Source organism: Rhodospirillaceae bacterium (assembly GCA_028819475.1).
Taxonomy (GTDB): Bacteria; Pseudomonadota; Alphaproteobacteria; order Bin65; family Bin65; genus Bin65.
Genome location: JAPPLJ010000064.1, coordinates 1 through 15436, shown reverse-complemented (window position 1 = coordinate 15436; position 15436 = coordinate 1). Strand labels below are relative to the sequence as shown.

Below are 15436 nucleotides of genomic sequence, written 5' to 3'. Positions count from 1 at the left end.
CCGACATAGAGGCACTCGAAGACGATGCGCAGCAGCGGCACCCAGGTCTCGGCCTGACGGCCGATCGCCCGGTAGGCCGAAACCGTCTGGGCCTCGGCCCGGGCTTCCGTATAGGCCCTGAGCGCCGCCGCGTTGCCGGCTTCGGCCGCCCACTGCTCGCCGGCGTCGTGGACGGCGTTGAGGACCATTTGCTGGCGCATGATCTCGGCCGCGCTCCGGGACGCGCCGATGAGGAAGGCGTGCGCGGCCGGAAGGGCGGTCAGGAGTTCGGCCCGCGCCAAGGCTTCCGTCCTGGCATCCGGGAATATCCGCCGCCCGAACACGGTGCCGGCGCGCTGGATTTCGGCGGTCCACTGGCCGTTCAGCCGTGACGCCGCATCCCGGCAGGTGACGATCTGCCGGTCGATCGGCGTGGCGCCGGTGCCGGTCGCGGCCTGGCGCGTCGCGAACTCGACCATGCGCGCCGGCGAGGCCCCGGCCGAGGGCGAGCCAGTGGCAGTCACCAGCGACCAGATGTCCGTGCTCTCCCGCAAATCGTCGGCCGAGATGTGGCCGAGCAGCAGGGCGTGGAACACGCATTGCCGGGCGTAGTTGCGGACGTTGCGGGCGAACACCGCATCGGTGATCTCGAGGCGGGTCGTCCTGGCCGCGAGCCGGGCCCCGAAGATCAGCCCGTGGCGCCGGTAGTGGAGATCGTTCGGCAGGGTGAAGGCCTGCTCGGTAAGCCGGGTCAGCCCGTCGCCGACCTGGCTGGTCAGCGAGGCGAAGAGCGCGAGCCCGATCGGAACGTTGGCGACCACGGCGGGCGCGAGCGTCGGATCCAGACGGTCGACCACCCGCACCGTCGCCTTGGGCACGATCATCGCGCCCCAGACCGCCACGAACAGCAGCATCCACTTGGCGTTGTCCTTCCACGAGCCGCCGAAGGCGGTGCGGAACAGGACCCAGGCGAGCCCCGCGACGCCGGCGAGCTGCCCGAGGGTGACGAAGGCGCCGCCCGCGGTAATCGCCGCGACGGCGTTCAGCAGGTCGACCAGGTAGACGCCGCCGCCGAGGGTGAAGAGCTCGTACATCTATAAGGCGTCAGCGCGACCCGGCGCCGGCGCCGCCGCGGGCGAAGGCCAATGCCGCGCGGAGATCGGCCGACAGGGCGCCGGCGAGTTCGGTCTCGATCAGCCTGAGCTTCTCGACCACGGCGAGCGCCGTGTTGAGCCGCTGGAGCCCCTGATGCCTGTGCCGCGCCAGGGCGACGCGGTTCGCTCTCAGCCCCTCGCGCCATTTCTGCAACTGCTCGCCGTCGGCGATGTCGAGGGTTCCGGCGCGCTCCTCGACAGCGCGGTGGAGGTCCGCGATCCAGACCTGCATGACGTCGAGCGCCACGGCCTCGGCGAGGGCGTCCATTTCCTGGTCGATCACGGCGCCCCGGTAGGCCGCGGCCGTGTTTGCGACCCGGTAGACCGGCAGGGTGGTGAGGTTGACGAGCCCGAGCGCCGCGGCGGGCGGCGCGGTATCGGTCCTGACGGCATCGACGAGATCGCGCAGCAGCCCGGCCACCCGCGCCCGGAAGCCCCGGTTGGCCGGGATGGTCACCGTGCCGAGGCTCGGGTTGAGGCAGAGGTTCGTGGTGTCGCAGCGGTAGACCGGCAGCGCGCCGCCGCCCTCCATCAGCACCTCGGTGACGCGGCGGTCGAGGGCCAGCGGCTCCAGGATGCGCACCCTGGGTCCGGAAGTGTCGGAATCGGACGTCGGCGACGTCACGATCAGCGTGCCGGTCACCGCCATGGCGAACTCGGCAAGCTGGGTGTCCCCGGACAGGAAGGACGAGCTTCTTATGGCCTTCCAGGCGTAGTTGACGTTGACCGGCACCTGGTCGGCCATGGCGCCGGAGGCGCTGGCGAGGGTCGAGTTGCGCTTGCCCGCCGCACCGCAGCCGTGCTTGGCGGCGGCGTAATCGCTGAATATCCCCTGGCCGGTGCCGATCGCGGCGCAGATCGCGGCCGAGGCCCGGTCGTTCTTCGACCAGAGGGCGCCGACCAGCGCCTGGGCGGTCTCGCAGCTGTTCAGGTTCTGGGAGTTCACCCATTGCGCCAGCGCCCGCAGCTTGGCCATGGTCTCGGCGATCACCGGCGAGATCGTCTCCAGGGCCAGCTCGAAGGCGAACCCGACCGCGTTCTGGGCGACCGCGCGGGCGAACGCCACGAGCTGGTCGGAGTTGATGAAGGAGAACGCCCCGGCGAACGCGTCGATGCCGCCGCAGCCGGCCCGGAAGGAAGGCAGGCTGATCGACGCGATCTGCTCCGAGCGCACCGGTGCACGCAGGTAGAGGTTGCCGAGGGTCCAGTGGCCCGAGGCCTGGCCCTGGAAGGCGGTCGGGCCGGTGGTGTTGACCGCCGCACCCCGCCAGAAGCGGTTCATTTCCGAGAGCACGTCGGCGCGGGCCGGGACAGCCGCGAACAGCAGGACGGCAAGCAGGAGGACGGCGCGGCCCAACCGAACTTCGGTGGATTCGATATGCCGCAAGGTTCTCCTAATAGTCACTTCCGGGCTCCAGGGCGGTGAGCGCGAAGATCCGCTCGGCCATCTGGTCCTCGGCCATGACGCCGAAGCCGACCGGCAGGATCCGCTTCGTTTGGGTATCGAACAGCACGAGCGCGGGCACCGGCGCGTTGCCGAGGCCGAGCCGGGCGGCGCGGCCGTTGTCGGCGACCGCCTCGGGCCAGCCCTCCAGCGCCGCGCCGTCGAGGGAGACGGCGAGCACGTCCAGATCGTGGCGTTTGGCGAAGGCGCGCAGCAGCGGACCGAACACCCTGCAGCCCGCGCAGCCGGCAAGGCCGAGGTAGATCAGGCCGTAGCGCTCGCCGAGCCGGGCCAGCGCCCGGTCGCGGGCATCGCGACGCCGGTCCGACCAGACCTGCTTGGCGAGCGCGCCGACCGGGCGCCGCAGCGTGTAGTCGAGCGCCGGCGTCGCCCACACCGTGCGCCGGAAGGCGTCGGAGAAGGCCGCCGCCCGTTGCAGCGTCTCCTGCTGCAGGCGCAGATAGGCTGTCACCTTGGCAGGCGTCGGATCGAGGATCGCCTCGGCGCGGGCCTCTTCGAGCGCACGGCGCAGTTCGAGAATCCGCTCGGTCGCCGTGCGCCTGTCGTCGACGGCAGGCGGCGGCGCCTGCGGAGCGGCGTGATCTTGGCTTCTGTCGTGTCTGTCGCAATAGAAATGCCAGCCGAGCGACGGACGGTAGTCCGGCGCTCGTCCCGGACTCGATCCGGGACCCGATCCCGGACTTGATCCGGGACCCGGCCCGCACCAGGAGCGCCACTCGCCAGCCGTCGCGGCCGGGGCGGCGAAAGCGACCGCGACCATCCAGACGATGCCCGCCGCAACGGCGTAGGTCGAGGCGCGCGCCATCACTGGCCCCGCTGATAGAACTCGCGGATGCGCGTGCGCATGGCCGCTCCGGTGTCGCCGGCGTCGGGCAGCGACACGCCGGGCTCCTTCGCGCCGTCCATCAGGTTCTCGGTGAACTCGGAGAGGTCGAGGCGGGCGAAGTCGATGCGCTCGATCTCCGCCACGGTGAAGCCGCGGCAGTTCGACCAGCGGATGCCGAGCTGGCGGCGGCCCTGCTGCTGCAGGATGCGGCCGAGCTTGGAGCCGAACACGCACCAGTAGCGCGAGCGGCGGACGCAGATGCCGAAGATGATCTTCTTCGAGCAGCGCTTGCCGAGATAGTGGGTGTTGCCGGCGTTACGCTCCTTCGCCAGTTGCTTGTCCCTCGACGAGCAGTTGGCCAGGCCGACCAGCAGGCCGCTGTTCCTGCAGCAGTTGGCCAGCCCCCCGAAATGGACATGGCAGCGCCGGCGCTTGCCCTTGAAGAAGCGCATGTCGTCCCGGTCGAATTCCTCGCCGCCGAGCTCCAGCGCCATGTTGAGACGGGTGGTCGTCTCGACGAAGCCGGTGTTGGCCTGCGGCCGCACGGTCTCGCAGCCGGCGCCGACGCAATACCGCACGGTCCCGCAGGTCCCGCCGTCCTCCGCGTCGTCGAGTCCGGCGCTGCATTCCGCGGCGCTGCCCGAGGCGAGGCCGTCCGCGCCGTGCGCCGGAGACTGCGGCGACGCCGCGATGCCCTCCGTCCGGGTCACCGCCGGATCGGTCGCCGGCACGCTCGCCGCGGGCCGGCTTGTCGTCCCCTGGATTACCGCGCGCCCGGCCGCGCCGCCGGGATCGTCCGGATCGGCAAGGCGGGCGCGGCCCTCGTCCCGGAGCCGGCTTGCGCCGATGTTGCGCTCCGGCAGGTCGGTGCCGGCGTAGCCCGGCACGTCGGCCGCGTTGGAAGAATCCCGCGCGACGGCGCGCGCCGCCGCGTTGCCCGCATTGCCGATGGCGCGGGCGGCCTCTTTCGGGTCTGCCTGCGCCGACACGATCCACAGCATCAGGCAGACCAGCGCGAACATGGCGGTCCAGGTCAGCAGACGCACGACCCGCGTTCCGCGGTCCAGCGCGACCGCGATGCGGTCGTCCGAATGTGCGCTTCGTTCCGTCATGGCCGGTTTTCTCCTCTCAGGCGTTCGAGATGCAGGCGGGCGACATCGCGGCCGACGGCGCCCTCGTCGACGACGGCCTCCAGCGCCGCCGCCAGGCCGATGTTTCCGGTCACCAGGTCGTGTGGCGGCGCCGGGTCGTCCGCGCAGCCTCGGCTGCGGCAGGGCGGAACGCCGCCCGGCGCGACGACCACGGCGGGCACCCGCTCGATGCCGAACAGGCGGAACAGGCGCGGGTCGATGGCGACGCCCGTGTCATGGCCGCCGAGGCGCGCGCCGATCCGCTTCGCGGTCGCGGGCAGACCGCCTTTGCCGACGCCGCGCAGCACCAAGGGCGCGCCGCTGCGGGCTGCGTCGCCCGCCCATTGCCGCCAGCTCGCCGCAGGCACCGACAGGCTGGTGAAGATCAGAACTTCCGCCGTGCCCCCGCGGCCGTACGCATCGCCGGCGACGTGCTCCGCGTGGCTTTCGGCCGGGAGCGGGGCGGTGGATTGTCCGGCGCTGCCGGGTACGGTCTGCCGCGCGGTCCCGCGGGCGGGGTCCAGCGCACGGTCTATGATCGAGCGGGACCAGGCGCGGAGCGACTCCCGGCCGTTGCCGCCGGCCTTGCGCATCGCCTCGTCTGCCAGCCTCTCCGCCTCGGCGCCCGGCGACAGTTCTTCGGCCAGGACGGGTCGGCAGCATCCGGCCGTCAGCAGGACGCAGGCGAGCCCGGCAACGACGATGCCGGTCCGGTTCAGAGCAAACAGCACGATCGTTTTCTCCACAGCAGGTAGCCGAAGTTCTCGCCGGAAACCGGCAGTTCGCGCAGCGTCTCCCACAGCACCGAGGACCGTCCCGTCGGGTTGCAGCCGGTCGCCGCCGAGGTCGCCGGAACCGGCTCGGTCATCTGCCAGCGGTACTGTGACTTCTTCATCACCGGCATCGGGTAACGCCCGCACAGCGCCCGCGATCCCGAGGTGCCCCAGACGAGCCCGGCGCGGTGCAGCCGGTAGAGCAGTCGCTGGGCCGCCAGCAGCGAGGCCTGGACCCCGCCGACATGGGCCGCGACGTTTCCGGTCAGCGGATACATCCCGCCCTGGCAGCCGGCGCACCAGAACATCGAGTCGAGCGGCAGGCCCGCAGAGGCCGCGGCGCAGTCGGCGGCGCAGGCCGCCTGGGCCGGCAGGTTGGCGAACAGTGCCGCTTCCGGGTTGAGCAGGAAGGTCAGTTCGTCGTCGAGCCAGGCCGGATCGAGTTCCGAGGTCCAGGCGATGTCGAGGCCGCCGCCCTCCAGGCAGCCGAGGTCGAGCAGCACCCCAATCCAGGACAGGAGCGGATAGAAATAGTAGTGCGCGTGCCAGACCGAGCCCTGCGCGCCGTCTCCGCCGGAAGAGCCGGTACGGCCCCGCACGGCGTGCAGCCCCGGGTCGATGGTGAGGCCGCCGAGGTTGGGGAAGCACCAGGGCGTGCGGGTCACGTCCATCAGCCGGGCCGGTTCCCATACCCCGAGCGAGAGCCCGATCCGGGGGATCGGTCTGCCGCAGAAGCAGATCGGCGAGGACGGGTTGGGGGTGTCCGGCGCGCCCGCCGCTCCGCCGATGGAGATCGGCCCGATCGAGATCGGCAGCAGGCACTCCCAGCAGACATCCGTGATTGGGTTGACGAAGCGCCCGGTGCAGGACTGCGCCGAGACCGCGCCCGGCCACAGCAGGACCGCCAGGAGGAACGCGCAGGCGATGAGCGGACCCCTGTTCATCAGCCGGTGCCGGGATCGGCGCCATTGTCCGGAGCTTCCGCTTGCCGGGCAGCCTCTGCCTCTGCCGGGCCGGGGTTGCCGGAGTCCTGCGGTGCGTCGGCCGCCCGCCGTCCGGGCAGGATGCTGACCGTGCCCTGCGGACCCGCCACGACGATCTCGGTGATCGTCCGCTCGGTCCCGTCCTTGTCGGTGAAGCCGCGCGTCGCGACCCGGCCCTCGACCAGCACCGCGTCGCCCTTGCGCAGCATCTTCTCCACCGCGGCCGCGGCCGGGCCGTAGACGACGACCCGGTGCCATTCGGTGGCCTCGGTCGGCCGGCCCTCGCGGTCGGTCCATTTCTGGTTGGTGGCGAGCGAGAAGGCCGCCGCCTTGCCGCCGCCCTTCAGCGTGCGGACGTCCGGGTCGCGCCCGGCGCGGCCGAGCAGGGTGGCGCGGTTGACATGAAGCATGGTTTCAATCCTCCTGTTGGGGGGCTGGGCCTGTCCCGGACCTTGATCCGGGGCCATCCCGGTCCCCGGAACGTGTCCGGGGCAGGCTCTCGACCGGGAATTCGGTGATGCGGAGCTGCGTGCCGTCCTGGGCGACCAGGACCGGCGTCAGGCTGAGCCCGAACCGGGCCGCCAGGCGCCCGCCGGTGTCGAAGAAGAAGGGCCGGCCGTGCCGGCGCATCAGGTCGAGCGGCCGGCCGGCGAGCAGCACGATCTTGGCGGGCCGCCCGCTCTCCTCTTCCCGGGCGAGCGCCCAGGCGACCTCTGCCTCCCGCCTGCCGTCGACGAACAGCAGGTCGCGCGCGAGCGCGATCCGCTCCAGCGGATTGACCCGCGCGCCGGCGGCGGCGACGAGCGCGCCGTCCGGGGTGCGGATGTCCCGCGCGACCGTGATGGCGGGGTCGAACAGGCGGCTGCGTTCCTCCCTGGCGGGCGCGATGCCCGGCACGGGATCCGGTTCTTCCAGCTTCATCCGGGCACGCTCGCGGGCTTGCCGCTGCAAACGGGCCATTTCGCCGGACCGTTCCATCTCGTGGAGGCGGGCCTCGATCTGCGCCAGCAGGTCCGGCTCCGCCACCGGCCAGGTCGCGCCGCGCACGCCGAGATCCTTCGCCGACGCTGGCGTCGGCGCGGCGAGCGCCAGCGAGACGGCAAGGGCCGCCGCGGCGAACGGCCGGAAGGTCGCCTGCCCCGGACTTCGATCCGGGGGCATGGTGTCCGGCCCGGTCATGGCCTGGCCTTCGTCGGCGGACCGGTCAGCGTGTCGCCTTCTTCCCGAGCAGGAGGCGGTGATTCCGCCGGATGCGGCAGGATCGTGACGGAGCGTTCAGGACGACCGCCGTCCTCCGGTCCGACCAGCGGCCCCTTCAGCCCGAGCCAGGGGAGGTCCGGCAGGGCCACGGCCCGTCCGAGGATGCGACCGCGCGGCACGAGACCGATCTCGGCATAGCGGCTGTCGTGGCTGTCCCGGTGATCGGCGTGCAGGAAATAATGTCCCGGCGGTATGATCCCGGGCGCAATCGCTTCCAGCGGCCTCCCGTCGAGCGCCTGCGCCTTGGCGCGGCCGACCGGCTCGCCGTCCAGAAAGACCGTTCTGTCTATCGCAATTGCGATGCGCATGCCAGGCACGCCGCGCACGGTCTTGAGATACGGCACCCTCGCACTGAGCCCGGATCGTGGTCCGGGCCAGGCTCCATCCGGCGGGTCGAACAGCACCCGGTCGCCGATCTTCGGGTCCTCGCCGAACAGCGGGAAGGCGGCATAGCCCCAGGCCCGGTCCGACCAGCTCGCGTTGACATGAATGCGCGAGGCCGCGCCCAGCCAGACGGCCGCCAGCACGACCATGACAGCGAGGCCAACATGCCGGCGGCGCGGGCTCCCGGTGCGCAGCTTGAATGTCGGACGCAACGCCGTCACCGCCCGTCTCCCGGCGCAGCTCCGGCGCTCCCGCCCGTTCTCCGCGCAAGGAATTCGGCGAGCGTGGCTTCCACCTGCCGCGTCAGGTCCGGCGCCCCGGCCGCCACCGCGCGGGCCGGCAGCAGCACCGCGCCATGGCGCTTCGCCACCCGGTTGAGCGCAGCTTCCAGGGCCTCGCCCCAGGCCCGCACCTCTTCCGCACTCCTGCCCTGGCTCGCGGCGCGAGTCGAGTAGGCCGCCGTGAGTTCGGCCAGGCGCACCCCGGCGATGCGCGGCGGCGCCTCGACCCCATAGCGCAGCGTCGCCGCGGCCACTGCCGCCGCCATCCCGCCGGAGAGCAGAAGCGCAGATGCCAGCAGGCGGATCTCGCTCATGGTCCGTTCCCCGCCTGCGCGGCCGCCACGGTGACATGGGTCCGGCTGTCCCGGTGCTTGAACCAGGCCGCACCGTCCCGGTCGTGGAACATGTAGAAATAGTGGCCGGCCCAGTTGCGGTCGGCCGGTTCGGCCGACAGCACGCCCGCAGCGATCGCCGCGCGGAAGACCGCCCCGGCGTCCTCCTCGACGGTCATGCCGGACTCCACGGGCTGGCCGCGGTCAGGATGCGGCTGCATCGGCCGCTCCCCGGTCGCCCGCAAGCGCCCGGAACCGGGCGAGCCAGGCTTCCGCCGCCTTGTCCGGCGCAATCGAGCGGATGCGCCGCTTCAGCGGCGGGAAGGCGACGCCGGCGCCGGCCTGCGCATTCCCTTCCAGCAGGTCGCGGCTCTCGGTCGCCGCCGCCATGCGGGTCACGAACCGCAGCAATTCCGACTGCTCCTCGTCCGGCGCCGCATCGAGCCCGGCGGCCTCGCGCACCGCCGCCTCGATCGCCGTGGCGAGACGTCCGGTCCGGTCCATCGCGCGCTGCGAGCCCGGCGCCGCGCCCCGGAGCCAGGCCGAGGGCGCATCGGCGAGCAGCGCGTGCAGCGCCAGCGTCCGCCGGTCCTCGTCCCCGAGCCCGTCGAGGGCCTCGATCTCCTCCGACACGATCACGGCATGCGCCGCGACCGAGTGGTACTGCCGGCAGCAGCCGCCCCGCCGGCAGGTGTTCGCGAGCACATGGGCCAGCGCCTCGAAGTCGATATCGCCGGCCGTTACGGTCTCCGGATCGCCCGGCCAGTTGAGCGGCCGCTCGCCTGCTCCCCCGGTTCGGGGACCGGGGCGGGCTCCCTTCGATCCGGGGGCAGTGGGTTTCCGCGTCATGCGTCTTCTTCCATGTCTGTTTTTTCTGAATGTCCGGTAGCGGTTCCTGCGAGCCGGTCGATGGCCTCGACCGTGGAGAGCCCTTCGGCCTTGAGGGTTTCGACCGCGGCGAAGGCCGGGCCGCGCGAGGAGAACAGCGCCACCGACCAGGCGTCGAGCACCAGCCGCGCGACCCGCCAGCCGTCCGGGCCGTGCAGCACCAGCTCGGCGTAGCGCCCGTCGGCGGTGGTGAGTGACTTCAGCGCGCGTTCCATGCCGGGGTCGCAGTGGATGCGCTTCTCGGATTTGAGCAGCTCGACCGATTCGTCCTTCTGGGCGAGGAAGATCACCCAGTCCGAGTTCTCCCAGGCGGCGCGGGCCGCCGGGTTGGCGTAGTAGTCGTTGACGCTCTGCGTGCCCGTGACGAGGGCGCCGCGGTATTTCCGGGCGCGCCGCGCAGCGCCCTCGAGGAACGCCCGGCTGTCCTCGCCCGCGAGCAGGTCCCACGCCTCGTCGATCACGATCGCCTTCGCCCTTGTGCGGGGGCCGTGATACATGCGCTGGGTGGCGAGAAAGACCACCAGCATCAACACCACCGCCTGGACGTCGCCGCGGCCCTTGAGCTCGGCCAGCTCGAACACCGTCAGGGCATTCTCCAGATCGGGGACGCTCGAACCCGCAAAGAGCCGCCCCATGGCGCCGCCCGGGCACCACGGACCGAGGGAGGTCGCCATGTCGGCCGCGCGGCGGTCGTCCCTTGCTTCGAGGTTCTTCCTGACGGTGCCGAGGTCGGCACCGTTGCCGGCTTCGTCCCAGGCCGCCGCGATCGCCTCGGCGATCAGCGCCGCCTCGATGTCGTCGATGCCTCCCCGACGCCTTGCCATGCGTCCGATGACACCGGCCAGCATGGCGAAGCACTCCTCGCGGTAGTCGCCGTCATGCGCCGCCGTTCCGGCGTCGATCATGGCGAAGGGATTGAGGCAGGCCGGGTCCTTGCCGAAGGCGATGAATGCGCCCTCCAGGGCTTCCGCCGTATGCTGGAACGAGCGCCCGTCGTCGATCACCACGGCCTCGCCGCCGGCGCCGATCAGCCCGGTCACCAGCTCCTGCATCAGCACCGACTTGCCCGAGCCCGACTTGCCGGTGACGGCGGTGTTGTAGTTGCCGGCCTCGTTGGCGAAGGGCGACCAGCAGGCCGGCTGGCCCCGGCGCCCGATCAGGAACAGGGCGGGCGGGTTGTCGAGGTTCATGGGCTGTCCCCGCCACTCGCCATGGAGCGGGGCGAGGTTGACGGCGCTCGACGTCAGCAGGGTCTTCATCCGGCCCATGCGTTCGAGATCGGCGTCGAGGCCGCCGGCGCTGCCCATGGGGAGACAGGCGAGCCAGGAGGGCAGCTGCATGTAGCGCTCGGCGGCGACGCGCCAGCCCTGGCCGTGATAGATGGCGCGCACCGCCTGCTCCGCCTCGTCGAGACTGTCGAGCGGGGCGTAGACGGCGGCCATGTAGCAGGCCCTGACCAGCCGCTCGCCGTCCTTCAGCCGCTCGGTGACGGTCTGCCAGTCGCGCGCCTTCTCGGGCAGGCCGGGGAGATAGCGCGCGATGCCGGTGCCGGCCTGCTGGGTCGCGCGGGCCGCCTTGAGGAAGGCCTTCTCGCCCGAGGCGGCGTCGCCGGTCATGACGGTGAGGCAGGTCAGCACCGGGCAGCCGGGCTGGAGGAAGTCGCGGTGGAAGTCGCCGATCAGCGCGTTGCCGCGCCAGCCCGGCCAGACCTCGGGGAAGGCCACGGCGGAGAGCACCCGCACTGCGATGTCCCCGGCGTGCCCACCACGCCCATCCTCGCCGGGACGGTGGAATGTGAGGCCGGTCGGCGCCACGGTGAGCGCCCGGCCCGGAGACGCGCATTGCTCGTGCAGCGGATCGCGCGGCGCCCAGCGCCGGGGCGGGCGCTCGGTTCCGCCGTCCCGCGCTCCGTGCAGGTCCGGCGCGACCAGCTCGGCAGCGAGCGACAGCAGCCCGTCGGGCTCCAGCCGCCGGGTCTGTGCGCCCGCCGAGGCGAGCGTTCCTTCGAGCGCCCGGCGGAACGCGCCGAGCGCAGTCTCTGCGGCCGGGCCCGGCGTCGCAGCGCGCGCCGCGCCGCCGGCCAGGCAAGCGGTGACGAACACCCGGTAGTCCGAGAGAGTGAAGGGCGGACCGCCCCCGTGCAGGCGGCGCCAGCCGCCGCTGCCAAGCAGGTCGCGGCGCTGTGCACCCATCCGGGCTAGCGCCCCGCCCGCCTCGCTGCGGGGCTCCGCCCAGGCCCGGCTCGCCGCCCCGAACCTTGGGCTGGCCCAGTGGATGACCTGCACGGTGCAGCGCTCCGGCGCCGCGTCGGCCAGCGTGCCGGCGAGCGCGCCCAGGGTCTCGGCGTCGATCCCGGCGAAGGGCGGCAGCTCGACCACGAACCCGGTCGAGCCGGCGTTGACGTACAGCTCGCTCGATTCGTCGAAGGCGCGCCAGGGCAGCAGGGCATGCAGCGCCGCCGGCATCGCGGGCGGCGTCCAGGAACCCGGCGCCTCGGGACCCTCGAAGAGTTCGAGGAGACGGCCGATCCCCGAGGGCATCAGGGGACCCTCCAGCCGGCGGGCTCCAGCACCACCCGCACATGGCTCGCCTCGCGGTAGACGCCGTCCGCGTCGACGAACGGCGCGATCCAGATGCGCGCCACCACCTCGCCCGTGCGGAGATCGCCGATATCCGGCTCGCCTTGCGCAGCTTCGTCCCGCGACGGGCCGGCTTCGGCCGGAAGGGCGGCGGCCGGTTCGGCGGCGAGGACCCCGGCCGATGCCCGGGCGGCGGGCGTCTGCGCGGCGGCGCCCCCTGTCTTCGACGCCCCGGAGTCCGGCAACCGGGTTGCCTCTCCGCCGCCTGCCCCGGCGCCCGAGCCGGGGTCCGCCCGGAACAGCTTCACGAGCCAGGCAAACGGATCGAACCCGCCGCAGCCCGGCTCGCAGCGCGCCGCGGGAGACGCCGGCTCGCCCGATACGGCATCCGGGACCAGGTAGAGCGGCCTGCGCAGTTCCATATTCCGGGTCGCATCGGCATCCGGTACCGCGGGATCCGCGGCGGCGACGCTGTCGCAGGCCCCGCCCTTCGCCAGCGGGCACTGCCAGCTGTCGCCGATGTGCCCCGACGAGCAGCCGGCGAGCAGGAGGGCGGCGATCGCGGCGGCCGGGATCCCGGCTCGGGGGCCGGGACAGGGCGCCGGGCCGCGCGGCGCAGGCGTCATGCGTCGAGTCATGTCAGTTTCCCTTGCGAGCGGATTGCGGTTTTGCGGGTGCCGCGGGACGGCCGTCGATGCGGGCGCCTTCGAGGAACACCAGCGTCACCTTCGTGCCGGCCTGGAGCTGGATCACCGGCTGGTACTGCTCGGCACGGCGGATCATGTAGTCGGCAACCTTCTGGCCGGCCGACGACGCGCCGGCGCCGAGTCCCGCCCGGCCGATATCTGAAAGCGCGCTGTTGGAGACGGTGGCGCCGGTGCCGGTGGCCACGGCCTGGGGCTGGAAGGCCTGGGCGACGCCCTGGCCGACGCCGGAGACCATGCCGGCGAGGAAGGCCTTCTCGACCAGCGCGCCCTCGCGGCTCACGACGGGTCCGCGCACGCCGGTCTTGCCGGACCCGGCGACGAAGCCGGCGACGTCGGTCTCGATTACCGTGCCGGGCTCGGGCCCGGCGCAGGTCATGGTGCGGAAGCGCACATAGACTTTCTCGGAGGAGAGGTCGCCGTGTGCCGCGCCGGTCACGGTGCAGCCGTCGACGTCGACCTGCAGGGCCGTTCCGTCCCCCGAACCCGATGGCGCCGCCGTCCAAGCCGGTCCGGTAATCCTGAGCAGCACCGGGCGGGGATCGCCCTGGGAGGAGACCCCGGCCGAGGCGTCGACGCCCGCCAGCACCACCGCCTCGGCGTGGGCGCCCGCCGGCAGCCAGGCCGACACCGGTTTCGCCACGGCATCGGCCACCAGTTCAGGCCCACTACGGGGATCGAGTGCGGAAGATCGCAGCTCGCCGTCGAGCTCGAAGGTTTCGATCATGCGCGTGCGCACCGGCGCCGTGCGTCGCGATTGTCCGTCCTGAGGCGCCACCGCCTGGCCGCGGAACCAGGGATCGTTGCCCGATGCGCCGCCCGGCGCGTTGCCCGCCGCGTTGCCCTGCTGCGCGGGCGGCTGCATCCGGCGCTTCATCTCTTCGATCACGGCGGCCTGGCGGTCGATCGTGCTGCGCGCGTCGGCAGCATTCCGCTCCAGCTTCCCGCGCAGCCGGTCGTTGTCGGCGCGCAGCGTCCGCGCCTCCTGCTGCATCTGGCGCAGGGTCGTCTCGATCTCGCCGAGTCGGGCCTCGGAGCGCCGCGTCCAGACCTTCTCGGCCGCGTCCGGCCCGGCGATCTCGGCCTCGATGCCGCCCTGCGGCGCCCGCTCCTTGCGGCCGCCCATGCCGAGCCAGGCGGCGACCGCGACCAGCACCGCCGCCGCGACGACCGAAAACAGCAGCAACTGGCGGCGGCGCACGGCATCGGCGTCCACCAGGTCGCGGACCGGGCGCCGGTCGTTGCGGGCCGTCATCGCCGCCCTCCCCTGGCGCCGGCGTCCACGACTGCCACCGCGAGCCTGCCGCCCGAGGGCCCGGTACCGGGCGCCGCCAGCCAGAGCGCGGCGATCCGGCCCGCGCCCGGCAGTTCGCCGATGGTCCCGACGAGGCCCGCCGCGGCGCTGTCGCCGGAAGCGAAGGGGAAGATGTCCGCTTCCAGGACGAGCGCCGCGAAGCGCGGGCCCCGCCAGGTCTCGATCAGCGTCAATCCGGCCACGGATCGGCCCCTGGCGGTCTCGATGGCATGGCCCGGCAGCGGCTCCCGCCGCGCCACGGCGCGCACCAGCTTCACCAGCGCCGCCACATGGGGCCTGCCCGCAAGCGGGGCGGCGGCGGTCGCCGTGTCCGGCCGTGCCGCGTCGGCGTTTCGGATCAGGATCTGCGCCGAATCGCGCTCCACCGGCATCAGCGTCAGCCGGTAGGTGAAGCCCTTCTCGGTGCCGATGAACAGGGTGACGGGAGCTCCCGCCGGGTCTCCGGACGCATCCGGGGCCGAGGGGCGCAGATAGAGGTCGCCCGAGCTTGCGTCGTGCTCGACCGCGAATCCGCCCGGCGCCCGGACCACCTTCGCGATCCGGTCGCCCGCTACAGCGATGCGGTTGACGCCGGTCGCGGAGATCTCCGCGGCGAGTTCGGCATGGTCGGCCGCATCCAGAATCTGCATCGCCGCCGCCGGCAGCGGCAGGGCGAGCGCGCCCACACAGAGAAGGTGCAAGGCAAGCAGCAGCGCGCGCCGCCGCGGAGCGATCGTCATTTTCCACTCTCCAGTTGTTCGAAGCGCAGGAGCCCGATCCGTCCGGCGTCGATCCGGAAGACGAGCCGGTAGCGCCGGTCCTCGCGCGCGGCCTCCTCGCGGCCGATCCAGGTCACCAGCTCGCCCGCGATCTCCACCGTGGGCCGCCGGGGGTCGGCCTCGATCTCGGTGGGGTAGAAGGCGCTCGCTAGGTCGCGACCGGCCATGCGGGCGGCCTCGGCCTCGACCCAGGCGCCGATCGCGCCGCGGGCCGAAGCGTGGCTCATGCGCGCCGCCGCGAGGCGGACATGGGCCGCGTTCTCGGGCGTCAGCGTCAAGAGCGTGACCGCAACGGTGCGCGCCATGTCTTCCAGATAGCGCGCCCGGGCCAACCCCGTGCCGGCGCCGCCGCCGGCGACTTCCCAGGCCGGGCCCGCGGTGGCCGGCACCAGCACGGTGACGGTCTCGCGCCCGGCGAAGCTCAGGGTGAGCGCCAGGTTCGCCGTCATGGACAGGACGAGCAGCCCGGCCAGGGCGAGACGGACGTCGCGCACCCGGCGGATGGCGGAATCCATTTCGGTGCGCCGCATGGCTCGATCCTCCCCGGGGCCTCAGCCGACGAAGCGCCGAAGGTGGCTCGGCGGCGTCGCCTTGAGCCGCAGCACGAAGTCCGGCAGGAACCAGT

17 protein-coding genes are annotated in these 15436 nt (G+C 72.7%); all 17 read right to left on the bottom strand.

Annotated elements, in window-relative coordinates:
- Window positions 1–1073 (bottom strand): conjugal transfer protein TraG N-terminal domain-containing protein (locus OXM58_19245; GenBank protein MDE0150501.1); only part of this gene is annotated, 1073 nt, incomplete at its 3' end.
- A 10-nt stretch (window positions 1074–1083) separates the two neighbouring features.
- A complete protein-coding gene (locus OXM58_19240) occupies window positions 1084–2490 on the bottom strand; it encodes a conjugal transfer protein TraH (GenBank protein ID MDE0150500.1) in 1407 nt (468 codons plus the stop codon).
- A 37-nt stretch (window positions 2491–2527) separates the two neighbouring features.
- Complete coding sequence (locus OXM58_19235; protein ID MDE0150499.1) at window positions 2528–3403, bottom strand: conjugal transfer protein TraF; 876 nt, start codon at window positions 3401–3403, stop codon at window positions 2528–2530.
- Entirely contained in the window at window positions 3403–4536 is a 1134-nt protein-coding gene (gene traN, locus OXM58_19230) for a conjugal transfer protein TraN (GenBank protein MDE0150498.1), read from the bottom strand. The genes OXM58_19235 and traN overlap by 1 nt, the downstream gene beginning before the upstream one ends.
- Window positions 4533–5285: a type-F conjugative transfer system pilin assembly protein TrbC gene (gene trbC / locus OXM58_19225; protein MDE0150497.1), complete on the bottom strand. Its 753-nt coding sequence runs from the start codon at window positions 5283–5285 to the stop codon at window positions 4533–4535. The genes traN and trbC overlap by 4 nt, the downstream gene beginning before the upstream one ends.
- Window positions 5270–6271: a TraU family protein gene (locus OXM58_19220; protein ID MDE0150496.1), complete on the bottom strand. Its 1002-nt coding sequence runs from the start codon at window positions 6269–6271 to the stop codon at window positions 5270–5272. Before OXM58_19220 ends, trbC begins: the two co-directional genes overlap by 16 nt.
- The gene (gene ssb, locus OXM58_19215; protein ID MDE0150495.1) at window positions 6271–6720 is read right to left on the bottom strand and encodes a single-stranded DNA-binding protein; all 450 of its coding nucleotides are present in this window, start codon (window positions 6718–6720) and stop codon (window positions 6271–6273) included. Before ssb ends, OXM58_19220 begins: the two co-directional genes overlap by 1 nt.
- Before the next feature lie 4 nt (window positions 6721–6724).
- Entirely contained in the window at window positions 6725–7489 is a 765-nt protein-coding gene (gene traW / locus OXM58_19210) for a type-F conjugative transfer system protein TraW (protein MDE0150494.1), read from the bottom strand.
- Window positions 7486–8175 carry a S26 family signal peptidase gene (locus OXM58_19205; protein MDE0150493.1) on the bottom strand — a complete coding sequence of 230 codons (690 nt, stop codon included), beginning with the start codon at window positions 8173–8175 and terminating at the stop codon, window positions 7486–7488. The genes traW and OXM58_19205 overlap by 4 nt, the downstream gene beginning before the upstream one ends.
- A complete protein-coding gene (locus tag OXM58_19200; protein ID MDE0150492.1) occupies window positions 8172–8549 on the bottom strand; it encodes a TrbI F-type domain-containing protein in 378 nt (125 codons plus the stop codon). Before OXM58_19200 ends, OXM58_19205 begins: the two co-directional genes overlap by 4 nt.
- The gene (locus tag OXM58_19195; GenBank protein MDE0150491.1) at window positions 8546–8788 is read right to left on the bottom strand and encodes a hypothetical protein; all 243 of its coding nucleotides are present in this window, start codon (window positions 8786–8788) and stop codon (window positions 8546–8548) included. Before OXM58_19195 ends, OXM58_19200 begins: the two co-directional genes overlap by 4 nt.
- Window positions 8772–9416 (bottom strand): hypothetical protein, encoded by a 645-nt coding sequence (locus OXM58_19190; protein MDE0150490.1) that lies wholly within the window; start codon window positions 9414–9416, stop codon window positions 8772–8774. Before OXM58_19190 ends, OXM58_19195 begins: the two co-directional genes overlap by 17 nt.
- Window positions 9413–11995: a type IV secretion system protein TraC gene (gene traC, locus OXM58_19185; GenBank protein ID MDE0150489.1), complete on the bottom strand. Its 2583-nt coding sequence runs from the start codon at window positions 11993–11995 to the stop codon at window positions 9413–9415. The genes OXM58_19190 and traC overlap by 4 nt, the downstream gene beginning before the upstream one ends.
- Window positions 11995–12672, bottom strand: coding sequence for a TraV family lipoprotein (locus OXM58_19180; protein MDE0150488.1), 678 nt, complete (start codon window positions 12670–12672; stop codon window positions 11995–11997). Before OXM58_19180 ends, traC begins: the two co-directional genes overlap by 1 nt.
- A 1-nt stretch (window position 12673) precedes the next feature.
- The gene (locus OXM58_19175; protein ID MDE0150487.1) at window positions 12674–13993 is read right to left on the bottom strand and encodes a hypothetical protein; all 1320 of its coding nucleotides are present in this window, start codon (window positions 13991–13993) and stop codon (window positions 12674–12676) included.
- Window positions 13990–14772: a type-F conjugative transfer system secretin TraK gene (locus OXM58_19170; GenBank protein MDE0150486.1), complete on the bottom strand. Its 783-nt coding sequence runs from the start codon at window positions 14770–14772 to the stop codon at window positions 13990–13992. The genes OXM58_19175 and OXM58_19170 overlap by 4 nt, the downstream gene beginning before the upstream one ends.
- On the bottom strand, window positions 14769–15341 hold the full coding sequence (locus OXM58_19165) for a TraE/TraK family type IV conjugative transfer system protein (protein ID MDE0150485.1): 573 nt from the start codon (window positions 15339–15341) through the stop codon (window positions 14769–14771). The genes OXM58_19170 and OXM58_19165 overlap by 4 nt, the downstream gene beginning before the upstream one ends.
- Between the last annotated feature and the right edge of the window lie 95 nt (window positions 15342–15436).

Excerpts from the sequence above, each read along its gene's own strand:
- OXM58_19180 (MDE0150488.1), bottom strand. The coding sequence starts at position 12,672 with ATGACTCGACGCATGACGCCTGCGCCGCGCGGCCCGGCGCCCTGTCCC.
- traN (MDE0150498.1), bottom strand. The coding sequence starts at position 4,536 with ATGACGGAACGAAGCGCACATTCGGACGACCGCATCGCGGTCGCGCTG.
- OXM58_19195 (MDE0150491.1), bottom strand. The coding sequence starts at position 8,788 with ATGCAGCCGCATCCTGACCGCGGCCAGCCCGTGGAGTCCGGCATGACC.
- OXM58_19170 (MDE0150486.1), bottom strand. The coding sequence starts at position 14,772 with ATGACGATCGCTCCGCGGCGGCGCGCGCTGCTGCTTGCCTTGCACCTT.
- OXM58_19165 (MDE0150485.1), bottom strand. The coding sequence starts at position 15,341 with ATGCGGCGCACCGAAATGGATTCCGCCATCCGCCGGGTGCGCGACGTC.
- ssb (MDE0150495.1), bottom strand. The coding sequence starts at position 6,720 with ATGCTTCATGTCAACCGCGCCACCCTGCTCGGCCGCGCCGGGCGCGAC.
- OXM58_19175 (MDE0150487.1), bottom strand. The coding sequence starts at position 13,993 with ATGACGGCCCGCAACGACCGGCGCCCGGTCCGCGACCTGGTGGACGCC.
- OXM58_19235 (MDE0150499.1), bottom strand. The coding sequence starts at position 3,403 with ATGGCGCGCGCCTCGACCTACGCCGTTGCGGCGGGCATCGTCTGGATG.
- OXM58_19200 (MDE0150492.1), bottom strand. The coding sequence starts at position 8,549 with ATGAGCGAGATCCGCCTGCTGGCATCTGCGCTTCTGCTCTCCGGCGGG.
- traC (MDE0150489.1), bottom strand. The coding sequence starts at position 11,995 with ATGCCCTCGGGGATCGGCCGTCTCCTCGAACTCTTCGAGGGTCCCGAG.
- traW (MDE0150494.1), bottom strand. The coding sequence starts at position 7,489 with ATGACCGGGCCGGACACCATGCCCCCGGATCGAAGTCCGGGGCAGGCG.
- OXM58_19220 (MDE0150496.1), bottom strand. The coding sequence starts at position 6,271 with ATGAACAGGGGTCCGCTCATCGCCTGCGCGTTCCTCCTGGCGGTCCTG.
- OXM58_19190 (MDE0150490.1), bottom strand. The coding sequence starts at position 9,416 with ATGACGCGGAAACCCACTGCCCCCGGATCGAAGGGAGCCCGCCCCGGT.